Origin of the sequence: Granulicella sp. 5B5 (assembly GCF_014083945.1) — a bacterium.
Lineage (GTDB): Bacteria > Acidobacteriota > Terriglobia > Terriglobales > Acidobacteriaceae > Granulicella.
On sequence record NZ_CP046444.1, the window covers coordinates 1616587 to 1637999 of the forward strand.

General features: G+C 59.7%; 16 protein-coding genes. 3 read left to right on the plus strand and 13 right to left on the minus strand.

Annotation, left to right across the window (positions count from 1 at the left end):
- Positions 1-282 precede the first annotated feature (282 nt).
- The 6 genes from tsf to GOB94_RS06850 form a co-directional block, all read right to left on the minus strand.
- Entirely contained in the window at positions 283-945 is a 663-nt protein-coding gene (tsf, locus tag GOB94_RS06825; protein WP_182278087.1) for a translation elongation factor Ts, read from the minus strand.
- 132 nt (positions 946-1077) lie between these two features.
- A complete protein-coding gene (gene rpsB / locus GOB94_RS06830) occupies positions 1078-2016 on the minus strand; it encodes a 30S ribosomal protein S2 (RefSeq protein ID WP_182278088.1) in 939 nt (312 codons plus the stop codon).
- A gap of 240 nt (positions 2017-2256) precedes the next feature.
- Positions 2257-2652, minus strand: a complete 396-nt coding sequence (gene rpsI, locus GOB94_RS06835; protein ID WP_182278089.1) for a 30S ribosomal protein S9 — start codon at positions 2650-2652, stop codon at positions 2257-2259.
- Between the two features lie 111 nt (positions 2653-2763).
- Entirely contained in the window at positions 2764-3210 is a 447-nt protein-coding gene (gene rplM, locus GOB94_RS06840; protein WP_182278090.1) for a 50S ribosomal protein L13, read from the minus strand.
- A gap of 458 nt (positions 3211-3668) precedes the next feature.
- Positions 3669-6380 carry a carboxypeptidase regulatory-like domain-containing protein gene (locus tag GOB94_RS06845; RefSeq protein WP_182278091.1) on the minus strand — a complete coding sequence of 904 codons (2712 nt, stop codon included), beginning with the start codon at positions 6378-6380 and terminating at the stop codon, positions 3669-3671.
- A 131-nt stretch (positions 6381-6511) separates the two neighbouring features.
- Positions 6512-8116 carry a hypothetical protein gene (locus tag GOB94_RS06850; RefSeq protein ID WP_182278092.1) on the minus strand — a complete coding sequence of 535 codons (1605 nt, stop codon included), beginning with the start codon at positions 8114-8116 and terminating at the stop codon, positions 6512-6514.
- A gap of 473 nt (positions 8117-8589) precedes the next feature.
- Between GOB94_RS06850 and GOB94_RS06855 the strand changes: the two genes are divergently transcribed.
- Positions 8590-8775, plus strand: coding sequence for a hypothetical protein (locus GOB94_RS06855; RefSeq protein ID WP_220465008.1), 186 nt, complete (start codon positions 8590-8592; stop codon positions 8773-8775).
- A 142-nt stretch (positions 8776-8917) separates the two neighbouring features.
- Here the strand turns inward: GOB94_RS06855 and GOB94_RS06860 are convergent, their stop codons facing one another.
- From GOB94_RS06860 to GOB94_RS06885, 6 genes are all read right to left on the minus strand, one after another.
- Positions 8918-10675, minus strand: a complete 1758-nt coding sequence (locus tag GOB94_RS06860; RefSeq protein ID WP_255484321.1) for a hypothetical protein — start codon at positions 10673-10675, stop codon at positions 8918-8920.
- A gap of 394 nt (positions 10676-11069) precedes the next feature.
- Positions 11070-14249 carry an efflux RND transporter permease subunit gene (locus GOB94_RS06865; RefSeq protein ID WP_182278094.1) on the minus strand — a complete coding sequence of 1060 codons (3180 nt, stop codon included), beginning with the start codon at positions 14247-14249 and terminating at the stop codon, positions 11070-11072.
- A gap of 29 nt (positions 14250-14278) precedes the next feature.
- Complete coding sequence (locus tag GOB94_RS06870) at positions 14279-15496, minus strand: efflux RND transporter periplasmic adaptor subunit (protein ID WP_182278095.1); 1218 nt, start codon at positions 15494-15496, stop codon at positions 14279-14281.
- Positions 15497-15510: 14 nt separating this feature from the next.
- Positions 15511-16827: a TolC family protein gene (locus GOB94_RS06875; RefSeq protein WP_182278096.1), complete on the minus strand. Its 1317-nt coding sequence runs from the start codon at positions 16825-16827 to the stop codon at positions 15511-15513.
- The gene (locus GOB94_RS06880) at positions 16827-17186 is read right to left on the minus strand and encodes a DUF190 domain-containing protein (protein WP_182278097.1); all 360 of its coding nucleotides are present in this window, start codon (positions 17184-17186) and stop codon (positions 16827-16829) included. The genes GOB94_RS06875 and GOB94_RS06880 overlap by 1 nt, the downstream gene beginning before the upstream one ends.
- A 24-nt stretch (positions 17187-17210) precedes the next feature.
- Positions 17211-17984: a hypothetical protein gene (locus GOB94_RS06885; protein ID WP_182278098.1), complete on the minus strand. Its 774-nt coding sequence runs from the start codon at positions 17982-17984 to the stop codon at positions 17211-17213.
- A gap of 132 nt (positions 17985-18116) precedes the next feature.
- Between GOB94_RS06885 and GOB94_RS06890 the strand changes: the two genes are divergently transcribed.
- Positions 18117-18824 (plus strand): response regulator transcription factor, encoded by a 708-nt coding sequence (locus tag GOB94_RS06890; protein ID WP_255484323.1) that lies wholly within the window; start codon positions 18117-18119, stop codon positions 18822-18824.
- Positions 18821-20257, plus strand: a complete 1437-nt coding sequence (locus tag GOB94_RS06895; protein WP_182278099.1) for an ATP-binding protein — start codon at positions 18821-18823, stop codon at positions 20255-20257. Before GOB94_RS06890 ends, GOB94_RS06895 begins: the two co-directional genes overlap by 4 nt.
- Before the next feature lie 182 nt (positions 20258-20439).
- Here GOB94_RS06895 and GOB94_RS06900 read toward each other — a convergent pair whose 3' ends face one another.
- Positions 20440-21384: a hypothetical protein gene (locus GOB94_RS06900; protein ID WP_182278100.1), complete on the minus strand. Its 945-nt coding sequence runs from the start codon at positions 21382-21384 to the stop codon at positions 20440-20442.
- Positions 21385-21413 lie beyond the last annotated feature (29 nt).

A 21413-nucleotide genomic window follows, 5' to 3' on the forward strand; every position in this document is an offset into this window, starting at 1 on the left:
ATACAGGGGTCTCTCCGCTACGGCGCAAAACGCGCCTCCGGTCGAGATGACACAGGTTGAGCGGAGGTAAAACACAGATTTCCTCCGGGAAATAAACCGGGGGCAAAGGCGAAGGCCCGGACTGAAGCCCGGGCCTTGGGGTTGGGGAGGCTGTGATTGTCGGGGCTGAAGCCCCGGCCTACCGTTCGTGCCTCGCCAGCATGTTCGGTGCCTGCCAACATGCTGGGTGACTTGCCAGCACACCCGGTGGTTCGCCAGCTGCTTGGCTAGTTATTGCTTGGCTTAGGCTGCTTCTTCCGTGGCAACAACCTTGGCCGAGGCTACCGTGTAGTTGGGATCGCCGATTTTGAAGCGGGCGAAGCGGCGGATGCTGATGTTTTCGCCGAGCTTGGCTACCTTCTGCGCGATGAGCTGCGCTACCGTGAGGGACTGCTCCTTGATGAAGGGCTGGTCAAGCAGGCAAACTTCCTCGTAGAACTTGCTCATCTTGCCTTCGAGCATCTTCTCGATGATGTTGGCCGGCTTGCCGGAGGCCGCTGCCTGGGCGCGGTAGATCTCCTTCTCCTTCTCGATGTCCTCAGGCGTGACCTCGTCCTTGCCGATGAAGCGCGGGTCGACAGCGGCGATGTGCATCGCGATGTCCTTGAGGAGCTCCTGGAAATCTTCGGTGCGGGCTACGAAGTCGGACTCGCAGTTGAGCTCGAGGAGGACGCCGATCTTGCCGCCAGCGTGGATGTAGGTGCCGACCGAGCCCTCGTTGGTGGAGCGGCTGGCCTTTTTGGCAGCCGACGCCATGCCGCGCTTGCGCAGCACGACGAAGGCCTCTTCCATATCGCCTTTGGCTTCCTGCAGGGCCTTGAGGCAGTCGCCCATAGGGGCGCCGGACTTTTCGCGGAGTTCCTTGACGAGCTTGGCGTCGATCTTTACGGCTTCGGTGGTAGACATGATGTAATTCTTTCTCCTCTGGGTTAGAGGGGTGTGAAAAGGGCGCGGGTATGAAGCCCGCGCCCCTGAACTTCGGTGGAAACCCATGTTTCAGAAGCGAGACATGGGGCACCCAGTTTGATGGCCGGTCTCTTAGGCGCTGACTTCGGCGGGGGTTGCCTCGGCTTCGGCTTCAGCGGCCGCGGGGGCCTTGCGGATGCCGCCGCCCAGAACGGCGTTGAGGTCGATGGTCTCGTCTTCGGCCACATCCTCAGTGGAGGCAGCGGCGATGCCGGCGGACTCGTGGACTTCGTCGATGCCAGCATCCTCACCGTCTTCGCCGAGGAAGTGCGACTCGGTAGCGATGGGGGTGACCTCGTCGTACTCCTGCGAGAAGGCCTTGTCGGAGATCAGCTGCGTGCCCTCGTAGGCGGAGTCGGCGATCTTGGTGGTGAAGAGGCGGATGGCACGGAGAGCGTCGTCGTTGCCGGGAATGACGTAGTCGACCACGGTGGGATCGCAATTGGTGTCGACGACGGCGACGACCGGGATGCCGAGCTTGCGGGCTTCGGCGACGGCGATGGCCTCGTTGTTGGAGTCGATGATGAAGAGCGCGTCGGGCAGGCGCTTCATGGTCTTGATACCGGAGAGGTTGGTCGAGAGGCTCTTGCGCTCGCGCTCAAGCTTGATGACTTCCTTCTTGGTGAGCAGCTCGTAGCGGCCGTCGGTGGACATCTCGTCGAGCTCGGCGAGGCGCTTGACCGACTTCTGCACGGTGACCCAGTTGGTGAGCAGGCCACCCAGCCAGCGGCTGTTGATGTAGGGCATGCCCGCGCGGGTCGCTTCCTCTGCCACGGCGTCCTGCGCCTGGCGCTTGGTGCCGACGAAGAGGATGAGCTTGCCGGTGGAGGTGAGGTCGGTGACGAACTTCGAAGCCTCTTTGAACATCTTGAGGGTCTTCTGGAGGTCGATGATGTAAATGCCGTTGCGCTCGCCGAAGATGTACTCCTTCATCTTGGGGTTCCAACGCTTGGTCTGGTGACCGAAGTGGACACCGGCTTCGAGCAGTTCCTTCATTGTGATGCTAGCCATAAAAAGCTCCTGTTTATAGACCGGGCCGAGCACGCTTGAGGTCTGCGGCTGGTCTGGATTGATCCCTGGCGGTGAAGCGTCGGGAGATTTAGGTCCTTGCCTCCGATGCGAGCTCTTCGGAGGGTGTTGCGGGTGGTGCTGCCCGGAGCGTTTATGGCGCTCCGGGCGAAAAGCAGATCCCCTTCGGGGATGACAACCAGAAAAGCAACGGCTTCAAGACAGTGATGATTCGCTGTCTTTTTATCGCTTGCTGAACTGGAAGCGAGCGCGGGCGCCCTTCTGGCCGTACTTCTTGCGCTCCTTGCCACGAGCGTCACGGGTGACCATGCCGCCGGACTTGAGAGCCTTGCGGAGCTCGATGTTGAACTCCATGAGCGCGCGGGCGATGCCAAGCTTGACCGCGTCGGCCTGGCCGTTGACGCCGCCGCCCTTGACCGTGGTCAGGACGTCGAAGGTCTCGTTGATGTCGGCGATACCGAGGGGGAGCTTGGCGGCGGCGCGCTGTGCGGGAGTGACGAAGTACTCGTCAAACTGCTTGCCGTTGACGGTGAAGTTGCCCGAGCCGGGGCGCAGGAAGACGCGAGCGATCGCGCTCTTGCGGCGGCCGGTTCCGTAGTATTGGATGAGATCTGCCATTTTGAAAATCCCTCAGGGGCTAAAGCCCCGAAATCTTTTGTTCCGGAGATCGTCCGGGCTGAAGCCCGGACCTACCGGTTGTTGCCTGCCCCGAAGACCGGGGCGAATCTCTTAGCCCTTGACTTCGAGGGCGGAGGGCTGCTGGGCGTGGTGCGGATGGTCGGCACCCTTGTAGACCTTGAGCTTGGTGGCCATCTGGCGGCCGAGCTTGGACTTGGGCAGCATGCCCTTGATGGCCTCTTCGAGGATCTTCTCGGGACGGCGGGCGAGGAGCTTGGTGTACTCTTCCTCACGCAGACCGCCGGGGAAGCCGGTGTAGCGGCGATAGAGCTTCTGCGAGGCCTTCATGCCGGTGACCTGGATCTTCTCAGCGTTGACGACGATGACGTGATCGCCCATGTCGATGTAGGGCGTGTAGAGCGGGTTCAGCTTGCCCGCGAGGATGCTGGCTGCGTGCGACGCGAGGCGACCGAGGGTCTGGCCGGAGGCGTCGAGGACGAACCAGTTGCGCTTGATGTTCGTGCCGCTGGGGATCGTGGTCGTCTGATTGAGGTTCATCGTAGGGTTACTCCTTGGTTCTGCCGTCTTCGTGAATCGACTGTGCGGCTTGAAGCGCGAAGAGAGGTACAGCCAGTCCTTGTTGGGCGGCAAGCGGAGGAGCGGACACGAAAGTCCGCGCAGGCCGAAAGCCGGGGTTGCGGTTGAAGCGCGCTAGATTCCTGCAGAAGCAGCTACACAATCCTGAGGAGCGGCGCGACGCGCACAAAGCCTGAAGAGCCAAAGAAACTAGCTGCTGGGCTGGGGAGTGGGTGCCGAATGCGGCGGAAACTTCCGGCAGATGCCACGGAAGCCGAACTGCCTGGACTCACCTCGGTGTCTCAGGCCAACTAGACCTCATGATTGCCCGGCATCCGAGAACGGAATACGGGCACGGCGAGGTGCAGGCGCGAGACTGCGCGAGCATTCAGGATAGCCAAAGTACAGGCAGGAGTCAACGGGAGAATGGCCAGAATAGCCTAAAAGCTAAACGCCGCGCGCAGGGTGATGGTGCGATTGGCCGAAGGGTTAGTGGCGAAGGGGGCGTTGAGGGTGATGGACTGGCCGAAGTAGGGGGAGTTGAGGACTCCGATGGGCGGGGACGGGTTGTTGTGGTTGAGCAGGTTGGCGGCCTCGACGGAGAAGGTGAGGCTCCAGGGGCGGGCAGAGGAGGATTTGGCTCCGGGTCTGGCTTCCGGGCGCGGGCCGATAGCGAAGGCGCGGTGGAGGGCCGTCTGCAGATAGATGAAACCAGGGGAGTTGCCGGCGTTGATGGGGATGATGGGCTCGCCGGGCTGGGGGTTGGCGTCGAGGGTGCCGTAGGGGGTTGGGTAGAGGACGGAGTTGGCGGTAGGGGCAGTGGCGTAGGCGGGGCGGTCGTTGTAGATGCCGTCGCCGTTGAGGTCGGTGCCGGTAGTGATGTTGAAGGGTGTGCCGGCGAGAGTGGCTAAGTAGGCGTCGGCGCTGAGCTGCAGGGGGAGTTGCACGGTGGCGCCGCCGAAGAAGCTGGCGAGGGGGCCATTGTAGCGGCCGAAGTCCTGCTGGAGGTTGTAGGGGTTGGAGAGGAAGCTGGTGGGCCCGAGGGTGTTGGTGCGGTTGAACTGGAGGTTGAAGTCGGTCCAGAAGTAGAGCCGGGCGCTGGCGCGGTAGCGGGTGGTGATGTCGAGGGTGTGGACGACCTGGTGGCCGTTGGAGGTGAACTGGTAGACGTTCTGCGGGGTGCCGAGCGGGCGGAGGCCACCGGAGCCGGGGAGCGGCGCGTTGATGTCCTGCGAGAGCCACTGGTGGGAGCCGTCGGTGAAGAGATAGGTTGCGCCGATGCGGAGGCGGCGGCGGAAGGTGCGGTCGGCGCTGATGCCGGCGATGTAGTAGAGCTCGGAGCGCAGATTGGGGGAGACGGTGTAGGTGGTGGGCGGCTGCGCGGAGAGCGAGGACGCGGGCGGTACGTTGGGGTACTGGATGCTTGTGGTGACGAGGTACGTCTGCTGCGTGGTGCCGTTCTGGCGGACGGAGGTGAGGAGGTTGGCGGCGTCGAAGCGGTCGTAGAAGATGCCGGCTCCGCCGCGGAGGTTGAGGAGCGGTTTGCCTTTGTGGTCAGGTGACCAGGCGAAGCCGAGGCGGGGGGCGATGTCGAGGTGGTCGGGGATGGCGGACTGGGCCTCGACGCGGAGGCCGGGTTCGAGCGAGAGGGTCTTGGCGACATGCCAGTCGTCCTGCATGAAGGCGGCGGCTGTGCTGGTGACGATGGTGGCGCTGGAGCGGCCGGCGGCCAAGGTGAGTTGGGTGGGTTGGGCGGCCTGATAGGCGGCCAGCGAGGGGAAGATGTACTGGCCGTTGTAGAAGGCGGTGGAGAGGTTGGCGTCGCGCTGGAGCCGGTAGCGGGCACCAAACTGGATGAAGTGCCTGCCCTGATCGGCGGAGAAGAGCTGCTGGAGCTCGAGGGTGTCCTGGTTGTCGTGCAGGGACTGCTGGGCGTTGCCGCCGCCGGTGGTGAGGCCTTCGATCAGGATGGAAGGCGCGCTGGAGAGTGGGTTCTGGTTGAGGCGGGTGCGCATGTACTGGAGGCGCGACTCCGAGGCGAAGCGCGGGCCGAGCACCTGGCTGTCGAGCAACTGCAGGGTCTGGGTGGTGGTGCCGCTGTTGTAGGCGGCCTCGGGGAGAACCTGGCCGGTGAGGCCGCCGTTCTGCTGCGAGGCCTGGTCGAAGACGTAGTGCGCGGTGAAGGTGTTGGAGGCAGAGAACTGGCGGTCAGCGCGGGTGTCCCATTGGAGATGGCGCTGGGGCGCGGCGACGGCTTCCGAAAGGGGTTGCGGGTTTGCGCCGAGGGTGTAGGCGTTAATGGTGGCGTTGAAGTTCTGGAGGGTGTCGTCGGCGTAGAGGAAGAAAGAGCTCTTGCGGCCGAGGGGGCCGTTGATGTTGCCGAGGATGTCGAAGGTGTCGTTGGCGGGCTGGGTGGGAGCGTAGGGGTTGCGGGCGTTGAGCGCGCTGTCGTTGCCGGAGAGCTGGAGCTGGCCGTGGAGCGCGCTGCCGCCGGGACGGGTGGTGATGTCGATGCGGCCGAAGCCGATCTTGTCGTACGCCGCGGAGTACGGATTGGTATTGATGCTGACCTGACGAATGGTCTGGCGCGGCGGAACGCGAGTGGCGAGCAGGCCGTTGACGTAGATCTCGGCGGGCCTGCCGTTGGAGCCGGCGAGGGCGAGGAACTCCTTCTGGAAGGTGGCGTCGTCGCTGGAGAAGGAGCTGAGGTCAGCGCCGGAGAAGACGATAGCACCGGCGTTGCTGGGAGCGGCGGACTCGTCTTCGATGGGGACGGCGACCTCTTCAGAACGGACGGCGATGGCGAGTGGCAGGCTCAGCCGCAGAGGTGTACTCGCGTCTACCGTGATGGCGGTGGCGGATGCCGAGAAGCCGCGCGCGGTGACGGTGAGCTGGTATGTCCCAACCGGGAGCGAGAGCGAGAAGTGGCCTTCGGAGTCGGTGGAGGCGGTGCGGTCGAGGCTGTCGCTGTGGATGGTGAGCGTGGCGTGAGGGATGCGTGCGCCGGAAGGGTCGAGAACCGTGCCCGTAACGAGGCCGGTTGCAACGCCAATGGGAGACTGCGACTGCGCCGAACAGCCGGGTTGCGAAAGGGCGAAGATACTGGAAAAGGAGAGCAGAACTGCGCAGCGTGCTCGCCTAGAGTGGAACATGAAGGCCGCCTGAAGACTGGAACGGTGTTACGAGTCTGAGATTCGATTAAGTATTGGTTACAGGATGATATCCAAAAGTTGATAGTGATTTGATCGCACTATCGGGTTTTGGATAGATTTTCGTCATCAGGTTATTGATTGCCTGTCGCTTCATCTGGCGGCGGCAGGGGGAGCTGCCAGAGCTGGAGGCGCTCTGTGGCCGCGTAGCGGTTGGGCGAGAAGTACCAGCCGGTGGCGGGGGTGTCGTGGGACCAGAGGAGGTGGGCACCGGGAACGGGGGGATGGTCGACGACCTCGTAGCGGGCGCCTTCGGCGTAGATCCAGGCGGTGAGGCGGTGGTCGTCGGAGTCGTGGATGTAGGGGATGACGCCGGGGCTGGTGATGCCACCGGTGTCGATGATGGGGTGCTGGGTGAGGAAGGCGGGTTCGCCGATGGCGTAGAGGGCGACGGGCGCTTGCGGCGGCAGAGCCTGGATGTAGCTGGAGAGTGCAGCGTAGGTGGCGTCGCCGAGGACCTTGTTGTGGACCAGGGGGCGGGTAGCGAGCAGGCTGAGGGTCGCTGAGTAGAGGACTGTGAGGGCGAGGAGGACTCGGTAGATGTGGGGCCAGCGGATGGCGGCCAGTGCGAGGACGGCGATGGTGAGCACCGGGGCGGTGACGAAGATGTAGCGCGTCTGCACGAGGGTGTGGTTGGCGAGGTAGAAGACGGTGTTGAGAGCTGTCCAGACGAAGAGGAGCCAGCCGCCGGCGTGGAGCGCGGCGAAGGGCGAGCGGTGCGGCGGGTCTGTGGGGCGGTGGCGCGTGTAGTAGACCACGATCCAGACTGCGAGCAGCAGGCAGGCGAGCAACGTAACCGGATAGCCGTATCCGTAGAGGTGGATGAGGCGCCGGAGTACGGAGTCCGCAGGGCCGACACGCTTGGCGGCGTTGGTGTTGGGCAGGATGCTGCCGAAGGTGTGGTGCGCGTACAGCGCCCAGGAGACTGCCGGAGCGGCGGCGAGGACGAAGCCCGCAAGCAGGACATCGACCCGCGTGGTGAGTGAGGCGTGGTGCATGTTGCGGATGCGCTGGAGAAGCACGCAGCCGACGAGGACGGTGAAGAAGGCCATCTCCGGGCGCAACAGTGGGGCGAGGCCGGAGAGCAGCGCGGCGAGCAGGACTCGCTGCCAGCTGAGGTGGCGCGGCGCGAGGAGCAGGCAAGTCCAGCAGGCGAGGCCGGCGGCGGCGAGGGCTTCCATGCCGGAGAAGGCCCAGTAGCCGAAGTAAGGGTTGAGGACGAAGACGAGGAGCATGGTCGCGGCGAAGACGTTAGCCGCAGCGGGATGCCACTGGATGGCGAAGTGCTGGCGGCGGACGAGCGAGCGGGCGTAGAAGAAGACTCCGGTGAGCGCGAAGGCTGCTGCGATGACGGTGAGGAACTTGCCGGCGACGAGCCAGCTGGCGGCGTCGGAACCGGATGCTGGAGAAGCGGGCACGATAAAGTGTGCGGCGACAAGGAGCCAGACCCAGAGCGGGGAGGTATCTCCGTAGACGAGGTGGTGGTTGAAGGTGAAGCCGTGGCCGGTGGCGAGGGAGCGGGCGAACTCGAGGTGGATGTAGGCGTCGTCCTCCCAGTAGCCGCGGGCGGCCAGGAACCAGAGGACAACGATGACGAGGCTGGCCGCGAGGAAGATCCAGGCGAGCAGCGGCGTTGCGGGCTTGGTCGTCGAGCTGGGCGGTTGCGGGCTGGCGCTCATGCGGGTCTCGCCTTCCATGATGCGCTTAGAGGCGGAAATCTGCGAATGGAGGGATCCCCCTTCCCCTCCCTATGTAGCGGAGCTATCCAGCGGAATCAGCGACTTACGAGGTGATCCCGGGGGTAAGTGACTGATTTTGTATATAGTTACGGGTATGATATGGCTAACAAAGGGGTTATCTCGCCTGGGATAAAAACACACAGATTTGAGCTGTGAGCTGTCAGCTCTGAGCTGTGAGATTTCTTCCTACTCCCAGTATAGGTTGCCGAAACTATGAATGTGCTTTTTCGTTTTGTGGCGTTAGCGGTTTAGTTTGTTAGGGTTGCGATCGAAACACCGGAATTGGGGGTTGACAGATTTCTGTTCAGAGAAGAGAGGGAGTTGGGAGCTACGACCGCGCAGACACACATGACCTTCTTCGTGGCGCCGGTGTGCACCATCTATGTGCGGAGTACCAGGGTAAAGCTGCGGGCATGGATGCTGAAGGGCGTGTGCTGTTGCTGCGGCTGGATGCGGAGGCTGACAAGACCTACTACATCCGCTACCACGGGGTGTTTCTGAAGGACTCGCACAGCATTGCGTTCTTTGAGTATGTGGATGAGGACGAGGGTGAGTACCTGGTGGGGAGGACTCGGCTGGCGGTTTCGAAGCCGGAGTGACGGCCGACAACGAACGCGGTGCGGCGATCGTACGCCGCCAGGAGAGATCGCGCGCTGCGCGCGAGAAGCAGGTTCCTCGCGTTGCTCGGAATGACAGCAAGAACGGCAAAGGCAACAGCAAGAACAAGTGCGAGCGCAGGGCCTAGTGCTGGAGCTGGGGGACGCTGGGCTGCTGGCCTTCTTTGGTGATGAGGGGCTTGGGGGTGCGGCGGCGCTCGCGGTGCACCTCGGGAGTGGGGACCTTGGGGTCGAGGCGGTAGACGATGAGCAGGTTGCGCTCGGGGTCGTCCATGGCGGGGTAGGCCGCGACGCGGTGCATGGTGTAGAGCGGGGTGATGGCGTCGGCCTTGTCGTCTTCGACGTCGTTCCAGGCGATGTACCAGCCGGGACGGTATTTTTTGACGCGGACATCGAGGTCATCGGTGCCGAAGTCGTCGCAGATGGAGGGCAGGCCGGTCATGAGGGTGAGATCGGAGCCGGAGATGGAGAGGATGAGGTGGGGGTGTGTCTTGTCGGCGAGGACGAGGCGCTTGATGGATTGCGCGGCGGCCTCAAAGCCGTAGGTGGGGCGACGGAGGAACTCGATCTGGCGGACGGCGTCGGGGATGGCGATGGCGAGGACGACGGCGGCAGCGATGAGGCCGGAGAGGACTCGCGCGGAGATGGAGTAGGTTTCGGCGTGCGGTGGGCGGCGGAAGGCGTCGATGGCGATGGCGACGAAGGCCGTGATGGGGACGGCGACGACGATGTAGTACCGCGGCTGCAGGTTGTTGTGGTACGCGAGGAAGACGAAGTAGCCGCCGATCCACAGCCAGAGGGCGGGGACGAGCGGGTTGGAGAGCAGGCGCGGACGCCAGAAGAGCGTGAGCAGGACGGTGGCGAAGAAGGAGATGTAGAGGACGGCGCCCATCCAGAGGCCGTCGGAGAGGGTGTTGAGGACGACGTCGGCGAGGGGGTCGAGTTCGAAGCCGGTGTAGGCGTTGGCGGAGAAGAGGTACTGGTAGTCAGCGAGGTAGTGCGGGCGGACGATGAAGCCGTAGTAGGCAGCCCAGAGCGCGAGGCCGACGGCGAGAGGCGGCAGACCTAGCTTGAGCGCGGGCAGAAGACGGTAGCCGGCACGCGCCCAGACCAGGTAGAAGATCGCCGGAAACAGGCAGATGGCGGTGGTCTTGGTGAGGATGGCGGCGGGGATGATGAGGGCGAGCGCGAGGGTGGGGAGAAAGAGCTTTGCCTGGGACAGAAAAGACAAATACAGGGGTCTTTCCGCTGCGGCGCGTTGCGCCTCCGGTCGAGATGACGAACTTTTTGCAAAAGGCCAGTGAAGAGGGTGGAGGTGGGAGGCGGCGAGGAGGCCGAGGGCGGTGAGGGCGATGAGCAGAGGCTCGAGGATCGCCATGCGCTCGAAGACGAAGAGGAAGGGGCTGGTGCAGAGAAGGAGCACACAGATGGGAGCGGCGAGAGATTGGCCGGAACGCCGGCTGCTGGGGTGGGTGTGGCGCGTGATGAGGCGATAGAAGGCGATGAGGGTGACGGCGAAGACGGCGAGCGTGAGAGCCCGGGCGGCGGCGAGGGAGACTCCGGTGAATTTGAAGAGGATGAGCTCGAGGAAGGGCCAGACGGGGAGGGCGGCGGCGGGGTTGAAGTCGCCGGAAAAGTTCCAGGTGCCGAAGAGGGTGTGACGGATGGCGGCGTCGCCGTACCAGCCTTCGTCGGTGTATTTGGACCAGTCCTCCCAGGGGGAGTTGTTGGGGAAGTCGGCGGTGAGGTGGAGGAAGTGAAGCGCGAAGAAGATGGCCGCGGCAGCGAGCAGCAGCCAGCCGAGCCAGCGGGTGAGCTCTGCGGAGATAGATACGGGTTCGCGAGTGGCAGGGACTGTGACCTGCTTTGAGTCTAGAGGCATGTACGACAGTTTGATGCGGGTTGAGGCGTGTGCTATCGGCAAGGAATGGCACAGTCGAAAAGATTTTATTGCGGTGTACAGATTATAGAAGCTAACGCGGCGCGGCGGGGAGACTCAGTGGCGGAGCGCGACGGGAAAGGTAGAACTGGCGCCAAAGCGGAGCAGCAGGCGCTCAAGGAGGTACCAGGAGAGGGGGCCTAGAGAACGGTGGCGGCCAATCCGGGAAGGCAGAGGTATCGAAAGCGGATGAAGCGGTTGAACTGGACGAGACGCATGACGTGGACGAGGTACATGGTGTGACGGATGCGTCCTATGAAGCGGGTGGGTAGAGATTATCACCCTGGAAGAGAAAGCCGGTGTCTGAACGACACCGGCTTTCTCTTCCATCCAAGTATTATGCGTGTTGTTCGTTGCCTACCTTCCGATTCTGATAGACGAGGAAAAAGCCAGCGGGAACCAGGAAGACGGTCAAGATAACGGATACCGTCAATCCCCCGATTAGCGCCTGAGCCAAGGGGGCATAAGCCTCGCTGCCTTCCCCAAGTTTGAGCGCCATCGGCAACAAGCCGATAAGTGTGGCGAGCGACGTCATTAGAATTGGGCGGAGTCGTACACGGCAGGAAGTTGTGATCGATTCACGCACACCCATGCCTTCCTTCATCAGATGGTGTGCGAACTCGACGATCAGAATGCTGTTCGACAGGGCGATTCCGGCCAGCATGACTACACCCATAAGTGACATGACGTTGAGTGTTGTGCCCCAGAGAAGCAATGCCACGATCACACCTGTAATTCCTGGAGGCAAAGCCAAGAGGATGATGAACGGATCCATAAAAGAGCGGAATTGCGCCACCAGTATGAGAAACAAAAGCAAGACAGACAGCGTCAAGCCGATAGCAAAACTCTTGAACGATTCGTTCATCGAGTTGACGCTGCCGGTCAACTTCACGTCGATGCCTTGGGGAGGATGAGTCGATGCGACGATCTTATTGATCTGATCTGCAATGCGATTCAGGCTTTCTTTCTGGGGGCGCACATAAATGTCTACGAAGCGACGAATCTGCGTGTGGTCCAACTCCGTGGGCGCTTTAAACTGCTGGATATCGGCAACCATGTCCAAACGAGTTGGGGATTTGATATTGGTTCCGTGTAGCGGGATTGCCTTCAAATCCTCAAGCGACTTGATTTGTCCTTCCTTATATTGAACGGTGAGGAAGTAATTATTGCCAGTCTTGGGGTCGATCCAGATACTCGGCGCGATCATCTGATTCGAGGTCACTGCGGTGATGATGTTGGAGACGATTTCCTTCTCTGTCAGACCCAGTTCATCGGCGCGGGTGCGATCGACAGAGATGCGCAACGATGGATAGTCGATGTCTTGTGGGATATATACATCGGCTACACCGTTAATCTGGCGAACCTTCCCCGCGATGCTCTGCGCGGTATTGTAATCCGCGGTTATGTCGTTGCCTGCAACCCGGATGTCGATGGGTGCCGGTGCGCCCATATTGAGAACACCGTCCACGAGACTACCGCTGGAGAAGAACGTTTGTAGTTCCGGCATCTGGGTTGCCAGCGCCTTCTTGACTTCATCAATGTAGGTGTAGCTGCTGACCTTATGGTCTTCGGAAAGCGCGACCTGAGTAAAACCGGTGTGCATGGCCGAATTGGGGGTGAAGAGAGCTGAAAAGCCGGGGTCGACGCCAATGTTGGTTACCGTCAGCGCCATATCGTGCTTCGAGACGATGTGCCGTACGATGCTCTCGATCTTTGCTGCTTCTGCTTCCGTGTCCGTCAACTTCGTACCCGAAGGAGCCTTGAAGTTGATAACGAACTGTCCGGCGTCCGTGCGGGGGAAGAACGATAGTCCGAGAAGCGGAAAGAGGAAGAGGCTGAGTACGAAAACTATGCCAGACACGCCGAGGACCAATTTCGGAGCCTTGAGCACCTTTTGCACCAACGTATCGTAGCGGTGCAGCATCTTGTCGAAACCGCGCGCGAAGGCCGCATTGAATCGCGCGCCGAAGCCAAGCTTTTTCGACGAAGGAGCAGCAGCGTCAATTGTGTATTCGCCTTCGGCAGACTCATGTACCACGTCGCCGTGCGGGCTCTTGATAAAACGAGCGCAGAAAAGTGGCACAACCGTGAGGGCGACAAAATATGAAGCGAACAGCGAGATGACAACCGCGAGTGCCAAAGCCGAGAACAGGAAGCGGCTGACACCGTAGAGCATCGTGACCGGGAAAAATACCACGACCGTCGTGAGTGTTCCAGCGAGAACAGGGAGAGCGACTTCTTGGCCACCTTTTTCCGCTGCAACGGAGGGAGGCTCACCCCCTTCCAAATGGCGGAAAATGTTTTCGAGTACAACGACAGAGTTGTCGATCAGTCGAGAAAGAGCTAGCGCCAGACCACCAAGCACCATGCTGTTGATTGAGCTTCCGGCGAGCTTCAAGACGAAGAATGTTGCCAGGAGCGAAAGGGGGATGGAAAAGAAGACTGCAATCGTTGCTCGCATGCTGCCGAGGAAGATCAGGATCATGAGGCAGGTAAGAAAGAGGCCGACGCCACCTTCATGGAGCAAGGTTTCGATAGCTGTTTTCACAAACCTCGATTGGTCGAACACAACCTCGGTCTTGAGAGACGCAGGTACGTCGTAAAGCTTCTTCAGAGTGGCCCGTACACCGTTCACGATGGAGATCGTGTTCGCGTCCGCGCCCGCTTTGAAGATCGGCAGATAGACGGCACGTTGTCCATTCACTCGAACTACATTGAATTGACGACTGAACGAGTCCAGCGGAACGGCGACATCGCCGACGCGCACAGGCGATTGACCGACCATCTTGAGCGGCACCTGGGCGATGTCCTTCGCGCCGCCAAGCATTGAATTTGTATAAAGGTCATAGTCGTTTCTGCCGATCTCGACATCGCCCGCAGGAAGGATGACATTGGCGTCATTCACCGCGCGAACCACGTCCATCGGACTCAACTGATTCGCCTCCAGCTTATAGGGATCGGCATATAGCATGATCTGACGCCAGCGACCGCCGAAGGGTTGGGGCACAGAGGCACCGTCTACACTGGCGAGCTGGTTACGAACGAAGTTCTGTCCGAGGTCCTTCAGCTTACTTTCATCCAGACCAGAACCGGACAGAGTAACGAGACTCACTGGAATGCTCGCCGCATCCTGCTTGAGGATGATCGGGGGGTAAGTCCCCGGAGGCATATCGCGCAAATCGCTCATCGCCAGGGATGAGATGGTCGCCGCATCGGCATCCGCATCAGTACCCGTGCGGAAATACACCCTGATAAGGCTGACACCCGGCAAAGAACGCGATTCCATATGATCGATGCCGCTTGCGAGCGTGAACTGGCGCTCAAGATGATAGGTGATATTCGTCTCAATCTGAGCGGGCGGCATGCCCGAGTAGAACGTAGCCACCGCGACCACAGGCATGTTGACAGCGGGGAACATGTCGACCGGCATGTCTGAGGCGCTGACCGTGCCCAGGATCATCACGACCAGACAGAGGACAACGATCAAATAGGGGTTTCGAATGGAAAATCCCGACATCTTTCCTCGCTCTTTTTCTTGAAACAGTGTTAGCTGTGGCTTGGACCGTTCTCGTATGTCGCTGGGCGAGGTTGAACCTTCTCACCTTCGGAGAGACCGGTGTGGCGGCCGACGACGACTTGATCTCCTGCCTCGAGCCCGGAGAGAACCTCCAGCCGGGTCGGCGTCTGTAAGCCAGTCGTAACCTGAACAACGTGAACTACACCATCTCGAACGACGTAGGCCTGCTCGACGCTGGTTCCCAATCCGTCGATAGCGTCGATAGGAACACTCATCACATGGGGGTGGTCTGCAAGATGCAGATGAACTTCGGCGTACATGCCTGGCAACAAGCTCCCGTCCGCGTTGCGCACATCTACCTGCGTATCCATGGTGCGTGTATCCATCTGCACGGAACCGGCATATCGCGCGATCTTGCCGCGAAGCGTACGTGATGGATTTGCTACGTTGACATCGACGGACTGGCCATCCTTGATCTCGGCGGCATCCGTAACCGGAACAGGAAGCGTAAGACGCAGCACGTCATACTGCGCGAGACGTACGACTGGCATTGCTTGCGTCTGCGAGGAGATGCCCGCCTGAATCATTGAGCCGGTGTTGGCGTATCGCTTCGTCACGATTCCATTGAAAGGGGCACGGATCGTTGCGTATTGCATCATCGCGCCCGCGCGCGCATACTCCGAATCGGCTGCCAATTTTGACTCTTGCGCTGCCTGGAGCGCGGATTTCGCGCTGGCGAGCTGGGCAACCGCCTCCGCATCACGCGACTGGGCAACATCTACATCCTGCCGCGGCACAAGACCCTTGTTTTTCGTGGCGACTTCATTGATGCGTTGGAATGAAAGGTGCGCGATGTTAGCCTCGGCTTCTGCACGCTGCACGCCAGCTCGCGCTGTCACGACATTCGCTTCGGCAGCAGCCACTCCAGCTTTGGCTTTTTCGAGTTCGTCCTGGATTTCAGGAACCTCCAGGACCGCGAGAACATCGCCGGTCTTCACATGCGAGCCGATATCTACGCGAATATCGCGAACATAACCAGCAACCTTCGCCATGACATCAACGTCTTGAAATGGCTCGAACTCGGCAGAGAGAACAACATTGTTCTGAAGAGTTGCAGGTCCGACAATCGCCACAGGCACGATTGGCGCCTCTGCCACAGACGGTGCGCTCGATTTGCATGATGTCAAAATGCTTGCGCAGGAAGCAGTCATCAAACTGATCGCCAGCGCGCGTCTCTTTGTGGCCATACCGTGAAATCCTTTCAATTCAAGAGTCCAGCCGCAAAGTCAAGTTCCGCGCGCCGTGAGAGATAGGTGTAATTCGCATCAGCCGCCGAAATCTCCGCAGAGGTTTCGTTCACTTGTGCCTCGTTCAACTCGACGATGCTACCCAACCCGGAATCGTAACGTGCTTGCGCAAGACGGAGCGCCTCCTTCGTTTGCGCTACCAAGCGTGTGGTAACGGCCAGACTCTGGAAGGCTTCATTGGCACGCTGCCAGCTGTTCCGCACCTGTTCGGTGACCTCCAGGTGCAACTCTCGCACGTCGTTGGCCCGAGCATTCGCTTCAGATTGAGCTTCGGCACGGCGAGCCGCAAAAAGACCGCCATTGAAGATCGGAATATTGAGATTGAAAGCTGCCGCTGCGTAACTGTTCTGTAGGGTGTGATCGTGGTAAGGAATCTCTCCGCCAGCCGCACCGACACCAAGAGTTGGATAGCTCAAACGCTTTTCGGCAGTGGCAAATTGCTCTGCGGCATGTTGTTGCGCCTCGGCTGCACCCAGATCTGCACGTTGATTCTGCGCTTCGGACTGCAAGCTATCGGGAGCGGGCGGAAGAGCACCGGGGGCGATGGGTTCCACTAACGACGCAGTGACAGCCTGTGCAGTACCCATGGCGGTTGCCAGCCGCGCTCGTTGTTGGGCAACGACACTTTGGGCCTGTACGACGGCGAGGTCAGCCTCGCTAGCCAACACTTCGGCAAAGTTCACATCAACCGTTGAACGCAGCTCACTTTGCGCCAAGGCGTTTAGCTGCTTCGCTACTAGATGACGGTTAGTTTGGGCAGCTCGAGCAGCTCGCAGAACAGCTTCTGCTCCGAGAACCTGATAATACGCGTCGCGAACATTTAGCCTCACCTGCGCGCGCGTCAGAGTCGCCAGATCGCTTTGTGCCAGCGCGCTGGATCGACTACTGCCTACTAGCGCGCTGGTTCGCCCGAAATCGGTAACGAGTTGCGTGAGCTGACCACCGTACGCGAATCGATCCGAAATGGATGAGGTAGTCAATGCTCCAGCGGCTGTAGCGGTTCCGGCATCCGCGACGAGGGCTCCCGTCGCATTGAATGCCGCGGCCGGAAAATACGCGGAGCGTGCTTCTCGAATTCGGGCTGCAGCAGCTCGCGCCCGCTCTTGAGACGCAAGCATACGAGGTTGGTTCGCAAGAGCTATCGTCTCCGCCTGCGACAAGGCCAAGGGAGTAGATGCAACCTGAGACTGGGAAGGCTGAGCAATGACGCTGCATGTCGCAATGGGAAAGGCTAGGGCGCAGGCTGTGGCAAGAGTTCTCGTCCAAACCATTAGGAGACTACCTTCTCCTTCCCAACAATGTTCTTTAGAACTTGAGTCGGATGCGCTTCAACCAGGCCGTCTGTGACTATTTCCAGAAGAGCGGGAAGAATCGAATTGACCTTTTCGGTCATCTCCACGAAGACAATGACGACGGGGAGATGCAGGCCAGCAACACCCCCCTCGTCGATCTTATGTAGATGTCCACTAGAACCAAATCCTGCGTATGGGTGAAGCACGGTCGCTCCACCGACGCCCACGCCGCCCTCCCGGAGGAAGGACAAAATCTCGTCACGCAAGAAGCCCTTCGCGCCGCCGGTGTCCTGATTGAGATAGATCGTGACTTTTGTAGCCGGTCCCACTGGCAGCATGCAATTCTCCGAATTTGAAATTACTTATTTACTCGAAGCATCCGGCATCGTTTCGAGGAGCGCGATGCTGTGCTTCCATATTTGCGGAGTGCTGTGGGTAGACACCAGTCCGATGTGTGAATCATCGAAGCTGGTCAGCGACATATTGGTAAACCCGTAGAGGCCGCAGGCAGAAGCTGAGAACTGGGACATAGGCTGCTCAGTATCTCCAGCGTCGCAGTTCACAGGACCACGGACATTGGCGATGAGATGAGCATAAGCACCACCCTTCTTGTTGTAACCAACCACGTCACCATTGCGGTCGCGAATCTCTTTCTGTGAAGGCACCAATTGATCGCCCCCCACCTGAGTCAAAGTGCCAAGCGGGTCCATGTCCGAGGGGGGCGGGTCTGCAGCGTGCCAACCGGTGAGTGGGTCGGCCATAGCCCGCAGAGAAACATGAAGAGGAATCGATTGCCCTTGCACCTGAAGAGAGTCGAATTGAATCTCTAAAACGCCAGGGACCTGCTTTGCGTAGGGCGTCTCGTCGTAGGCGAATGCCTTGGCGGCAAGTATGTGCCCTGTCACCAGAGTGCCAGCGGGGACTACTCGGCCATCGACCAAATGAATAGCCTGCGTGGTTCTGGCCTGAATGGTGTCGCCTGGCCTGGAGTGGGAAGCGCTCACTGTCTTCGTGAAGCTGATTGGCAGAGTTGCATGAGCTGGGAGCTGGGCTGCCGTTGCCGATGTCGCGTGGCTTTGTGCCGGGCAGGCACTAGCTGCGACCATAATAAGTGTGGCGATGCGAAGAAATGTCACGGTACTTCCTCCTGCTTCAAGAAGAAGTGAACCATGTACTCACCTTACAGAATCCTTACATTTTCCTTACAAATGCCGCCAGAGCTACAAGTTCCGGACCATCCGCGCCTATTATCGGGGGAGGAGCAACGCGTGCATAACGCATCCCGGCGATCTCATATCCTCATCATCGAGGATGACAGTAAACTGGCCACAGCCCTTGTATCAGGGATCGAGGCGGAAGGTTACGATGTGACGTGGGCTTCATCGGCAGAAGAAGGATTTTTTCGGCTTCACAGCCGGAAACCTGATCTCTTGCTGCTTGATATCACCCTGCCGCAGCGTGACGGCCTTGATCTCCTCCGAGAGATTCGTCGAAACCGGATCGATGTGCGAGTCTTGATGCTCACCTCGCATAACACCATCGAGGATCGAGTTCAGGGTCTGAAGACAGGTGCCGACGATTATCTAGGCAAGCCGTTTTCATTTCCGGAGCTGATTGCACGAATCGAAGCGCTGTTACGTCGCATTCTGCCGGAACCGACCTCCGATCTGCTAAGTGTCGCCGACCTCTTCCTGAACATAAGAACCCGCACCGCAACCCGTGCAGGGAAATCTATTGATCTTTCGCAAAGAGAATTCGATTTACTCCTTTATCTTGCCGAGAATGGAGGACGGACGGTATCGCGTGAGATGCTCGCGAAAGATGTATGGAAGGAAAACTCGCGCTTTACGCCGCTCGATAATGTCATTGACGTACAGATGACGCGACTTCGGAAGAAAATAGACGATTCCTTTTCTGTGAAGCTGCTGCACACCGTTCGCGGTCTTGGCTTCAGTCTGCGGGAGCCCGAAGCATGAACTTGTTGTTCGCAAAACAGATTCGCAGCCGACTTACCGTTTGGTACATAGCCGTTTTAGCGATGATTCTCGCGGTGTACATCGTGCTCGTCTTCGCATTTCAGTACAAATTCGTGAGTAATCAGATCTATCACGATGAAGTCCAGGATGTTGAGACAGTCGAGGGGCTCTTGTACTTTGATCAAAGTGGCACCTTGAAACTTCGGCAGAACTATTTCAGCCACCCCAAATCACATTTGCTGATCGATCGGCTGATGGAGGTTCGCGATCTTTCGGGCGTTGTACTGTACAGGACGCCAACGCTCAATGGAGCGCCACTTGGCGGAGCCTCTCTTCCGGACGAAGGAAACGAAGGTTTCAATCGACGCATTATCAAAATGCCCGATGGGACACATGTCTTCTTGATCAGTCATCTACACACGATGCAAGGCCGTGTGCTTCTTATTCGCCTCGGCTATAGTCTTGCTCCGTTCCATGAACGAATGGCTCAGTTCTTTGAGATTCTTTTGATTGCGTTACCTGTAGTTCTCGTGTTCGCCGGATTCGCGGGCTATCAGATAGCCAAGCGTGCGCTGGAGCCATTGGAGGAGATGGCCCAGAAGGCGCAGCGGATCACCGCGCAGAATCTCCATGACAGATTGGATATTGAGAACCCCGACGACGAATTGGGACACATGGCCGTGGTCTTCAACGACCTATTGAATCGCCTGGAGCGTGCATTCCAGCAGTTGAGCAGCTTTACCGCCGACGCCGCTCACGAGCTACGAGCGCCCATGGCAGCGATGCGTGCCCTTGGAGAAGTTGCACTTCGGCATCAAAATGGTACCGACAACGACAAAGAAGTTATTGCAAGCATCCTCGAAGAAACTTCCCGGCTCGAAGAGACGATCAACGGCTTACTTTTGTTGGCAAAAGCGGAAGCAGCACAGGCTGTAGGCCCGAATACCTTCTCTCTCGTAGAGGTCATCAATGAGGTATCGACCCTGCTTGAAGTACTTGCCGAGGAGCATGGGACCCAATTGATAATGCAGGTTGATACTTCAGACGCGTTCTCCGTTACGGGAGACAGAAGCTTAATACGAAGCGCCATCATGAATGTCGTTCACAACGCGATCAAATTCTCCCCGGCGGATTCGATTGTGACAGTGACGTATTCGATCAACCAATCGCAAAGCACGTTTGTCGAAATGACAGTGACCGACCAAGGACCAGGTATCGAGTCCTCTGAGGGCGAGTTAGTATTTGATCGGTTTTATACCAGTACACGGCGCGAAACTTTACCGAACAAGGGCACTGGCCTGGGGCTTTCGATTGCAAAGCTCGTGATTGAACGTTCGGGTGGAGAGATTTACTTCGACCACACGGTTTCAGTGGGGACTCGCTGCATCCTGAAACTTCCCGCACACCCCATATTGCGGTCGGAATCTATATGAAGTCCTCGGTCAGCGCGACGCTCGGCATGAGGCTCTGTTTGCTCCGTATCTCTTACGACTCAGATAGGGAAACGGAGGTTTTCGAGTATCGCAATCATGTGGCGCGATAGTCAAAATGGCATTAGCGTGACCACAGACAGATTTACCCTCAAACCAATCCATCAAATGCCGGGACGAAACGCCTAGGATGCGGCGAAGGCGGTCTGGAGTTCGATGGCGGCGAGAGCGGCGAAGAGGGTGGACCACTCAAGCCAGACGCGGGTCTCGTTCCAGGTGGCGAAGAAGAAGGTGACGGCCATGCAGCCAGTGGCCGCGTAGAGAGTCCGTTGCTGAGTGGGGGTGAGGGAGCGCCGGGCCAGGAAGACGGGTATCCAGAGGAAGCCGACGATGGAGAAGAGCTGCGGCCAGTGCCAGGGGGCGGCCATACGGTACCAGGGGACGGCATTGAGCTTAGGGAGATTGTGCGGGTAGAGGACGACTCCAAGGGTGCGCGAGGCGAGCCAGAGCAGCGTGGCGATGCCCGCGGAGGCGAGCCAGGCGTGGCTGCGGCGAGAGGACCTCCATTGGACGGCGAGAACGACGATCACGAGGAAGATGGAGGTCTCGCGGGTGAAGACGTCGATGGCGAGGAAGGCGAGGAAGAGCCAAGGCTCGTCGGCGAGGAGGCAGAGGGTGGCGGCGCCGAAGAGAGCGAAGTGCGGGAGGTCGTAGGGGTACCAGAGAGCTTGCTCAAAACGGGCGGCGTAGCTGGCGTAGAGGATGACGAGGAGCAGTGCCCAGAGGAGCCAGTCGTAACGGAGGCCTAGTTTGCGGGCGTAGCCGAGCGAGAAGAGGCCGAGGGCGTTGACGGCGACGATTCCGAGCAGGATGCAGCCAAGCTTGGCCGCGGTGAGGGGCTCATATTGCGTGAGATGCAGCGTGAAGCGCGCAGCAGCGTGTGCGAGAAACGATGAGGACTGCGCCCAGCGGACGAAGGGGACGAGGAGGAGCCGGCGCTGGAATGGGAGCGGGGCGTTGCCGGCGGCGTAGGAGGCAAGCGAGAGGTAGCTGGTGTTGACGAAGAAGATGGAGAGGACGCAGTGCGTGGTGGCGAGCAGGAGCAGGAAGAGGGTGGTGGCTCGGCGCATGCTTGGCTCCTGTGGAATGGGCCGGGGCT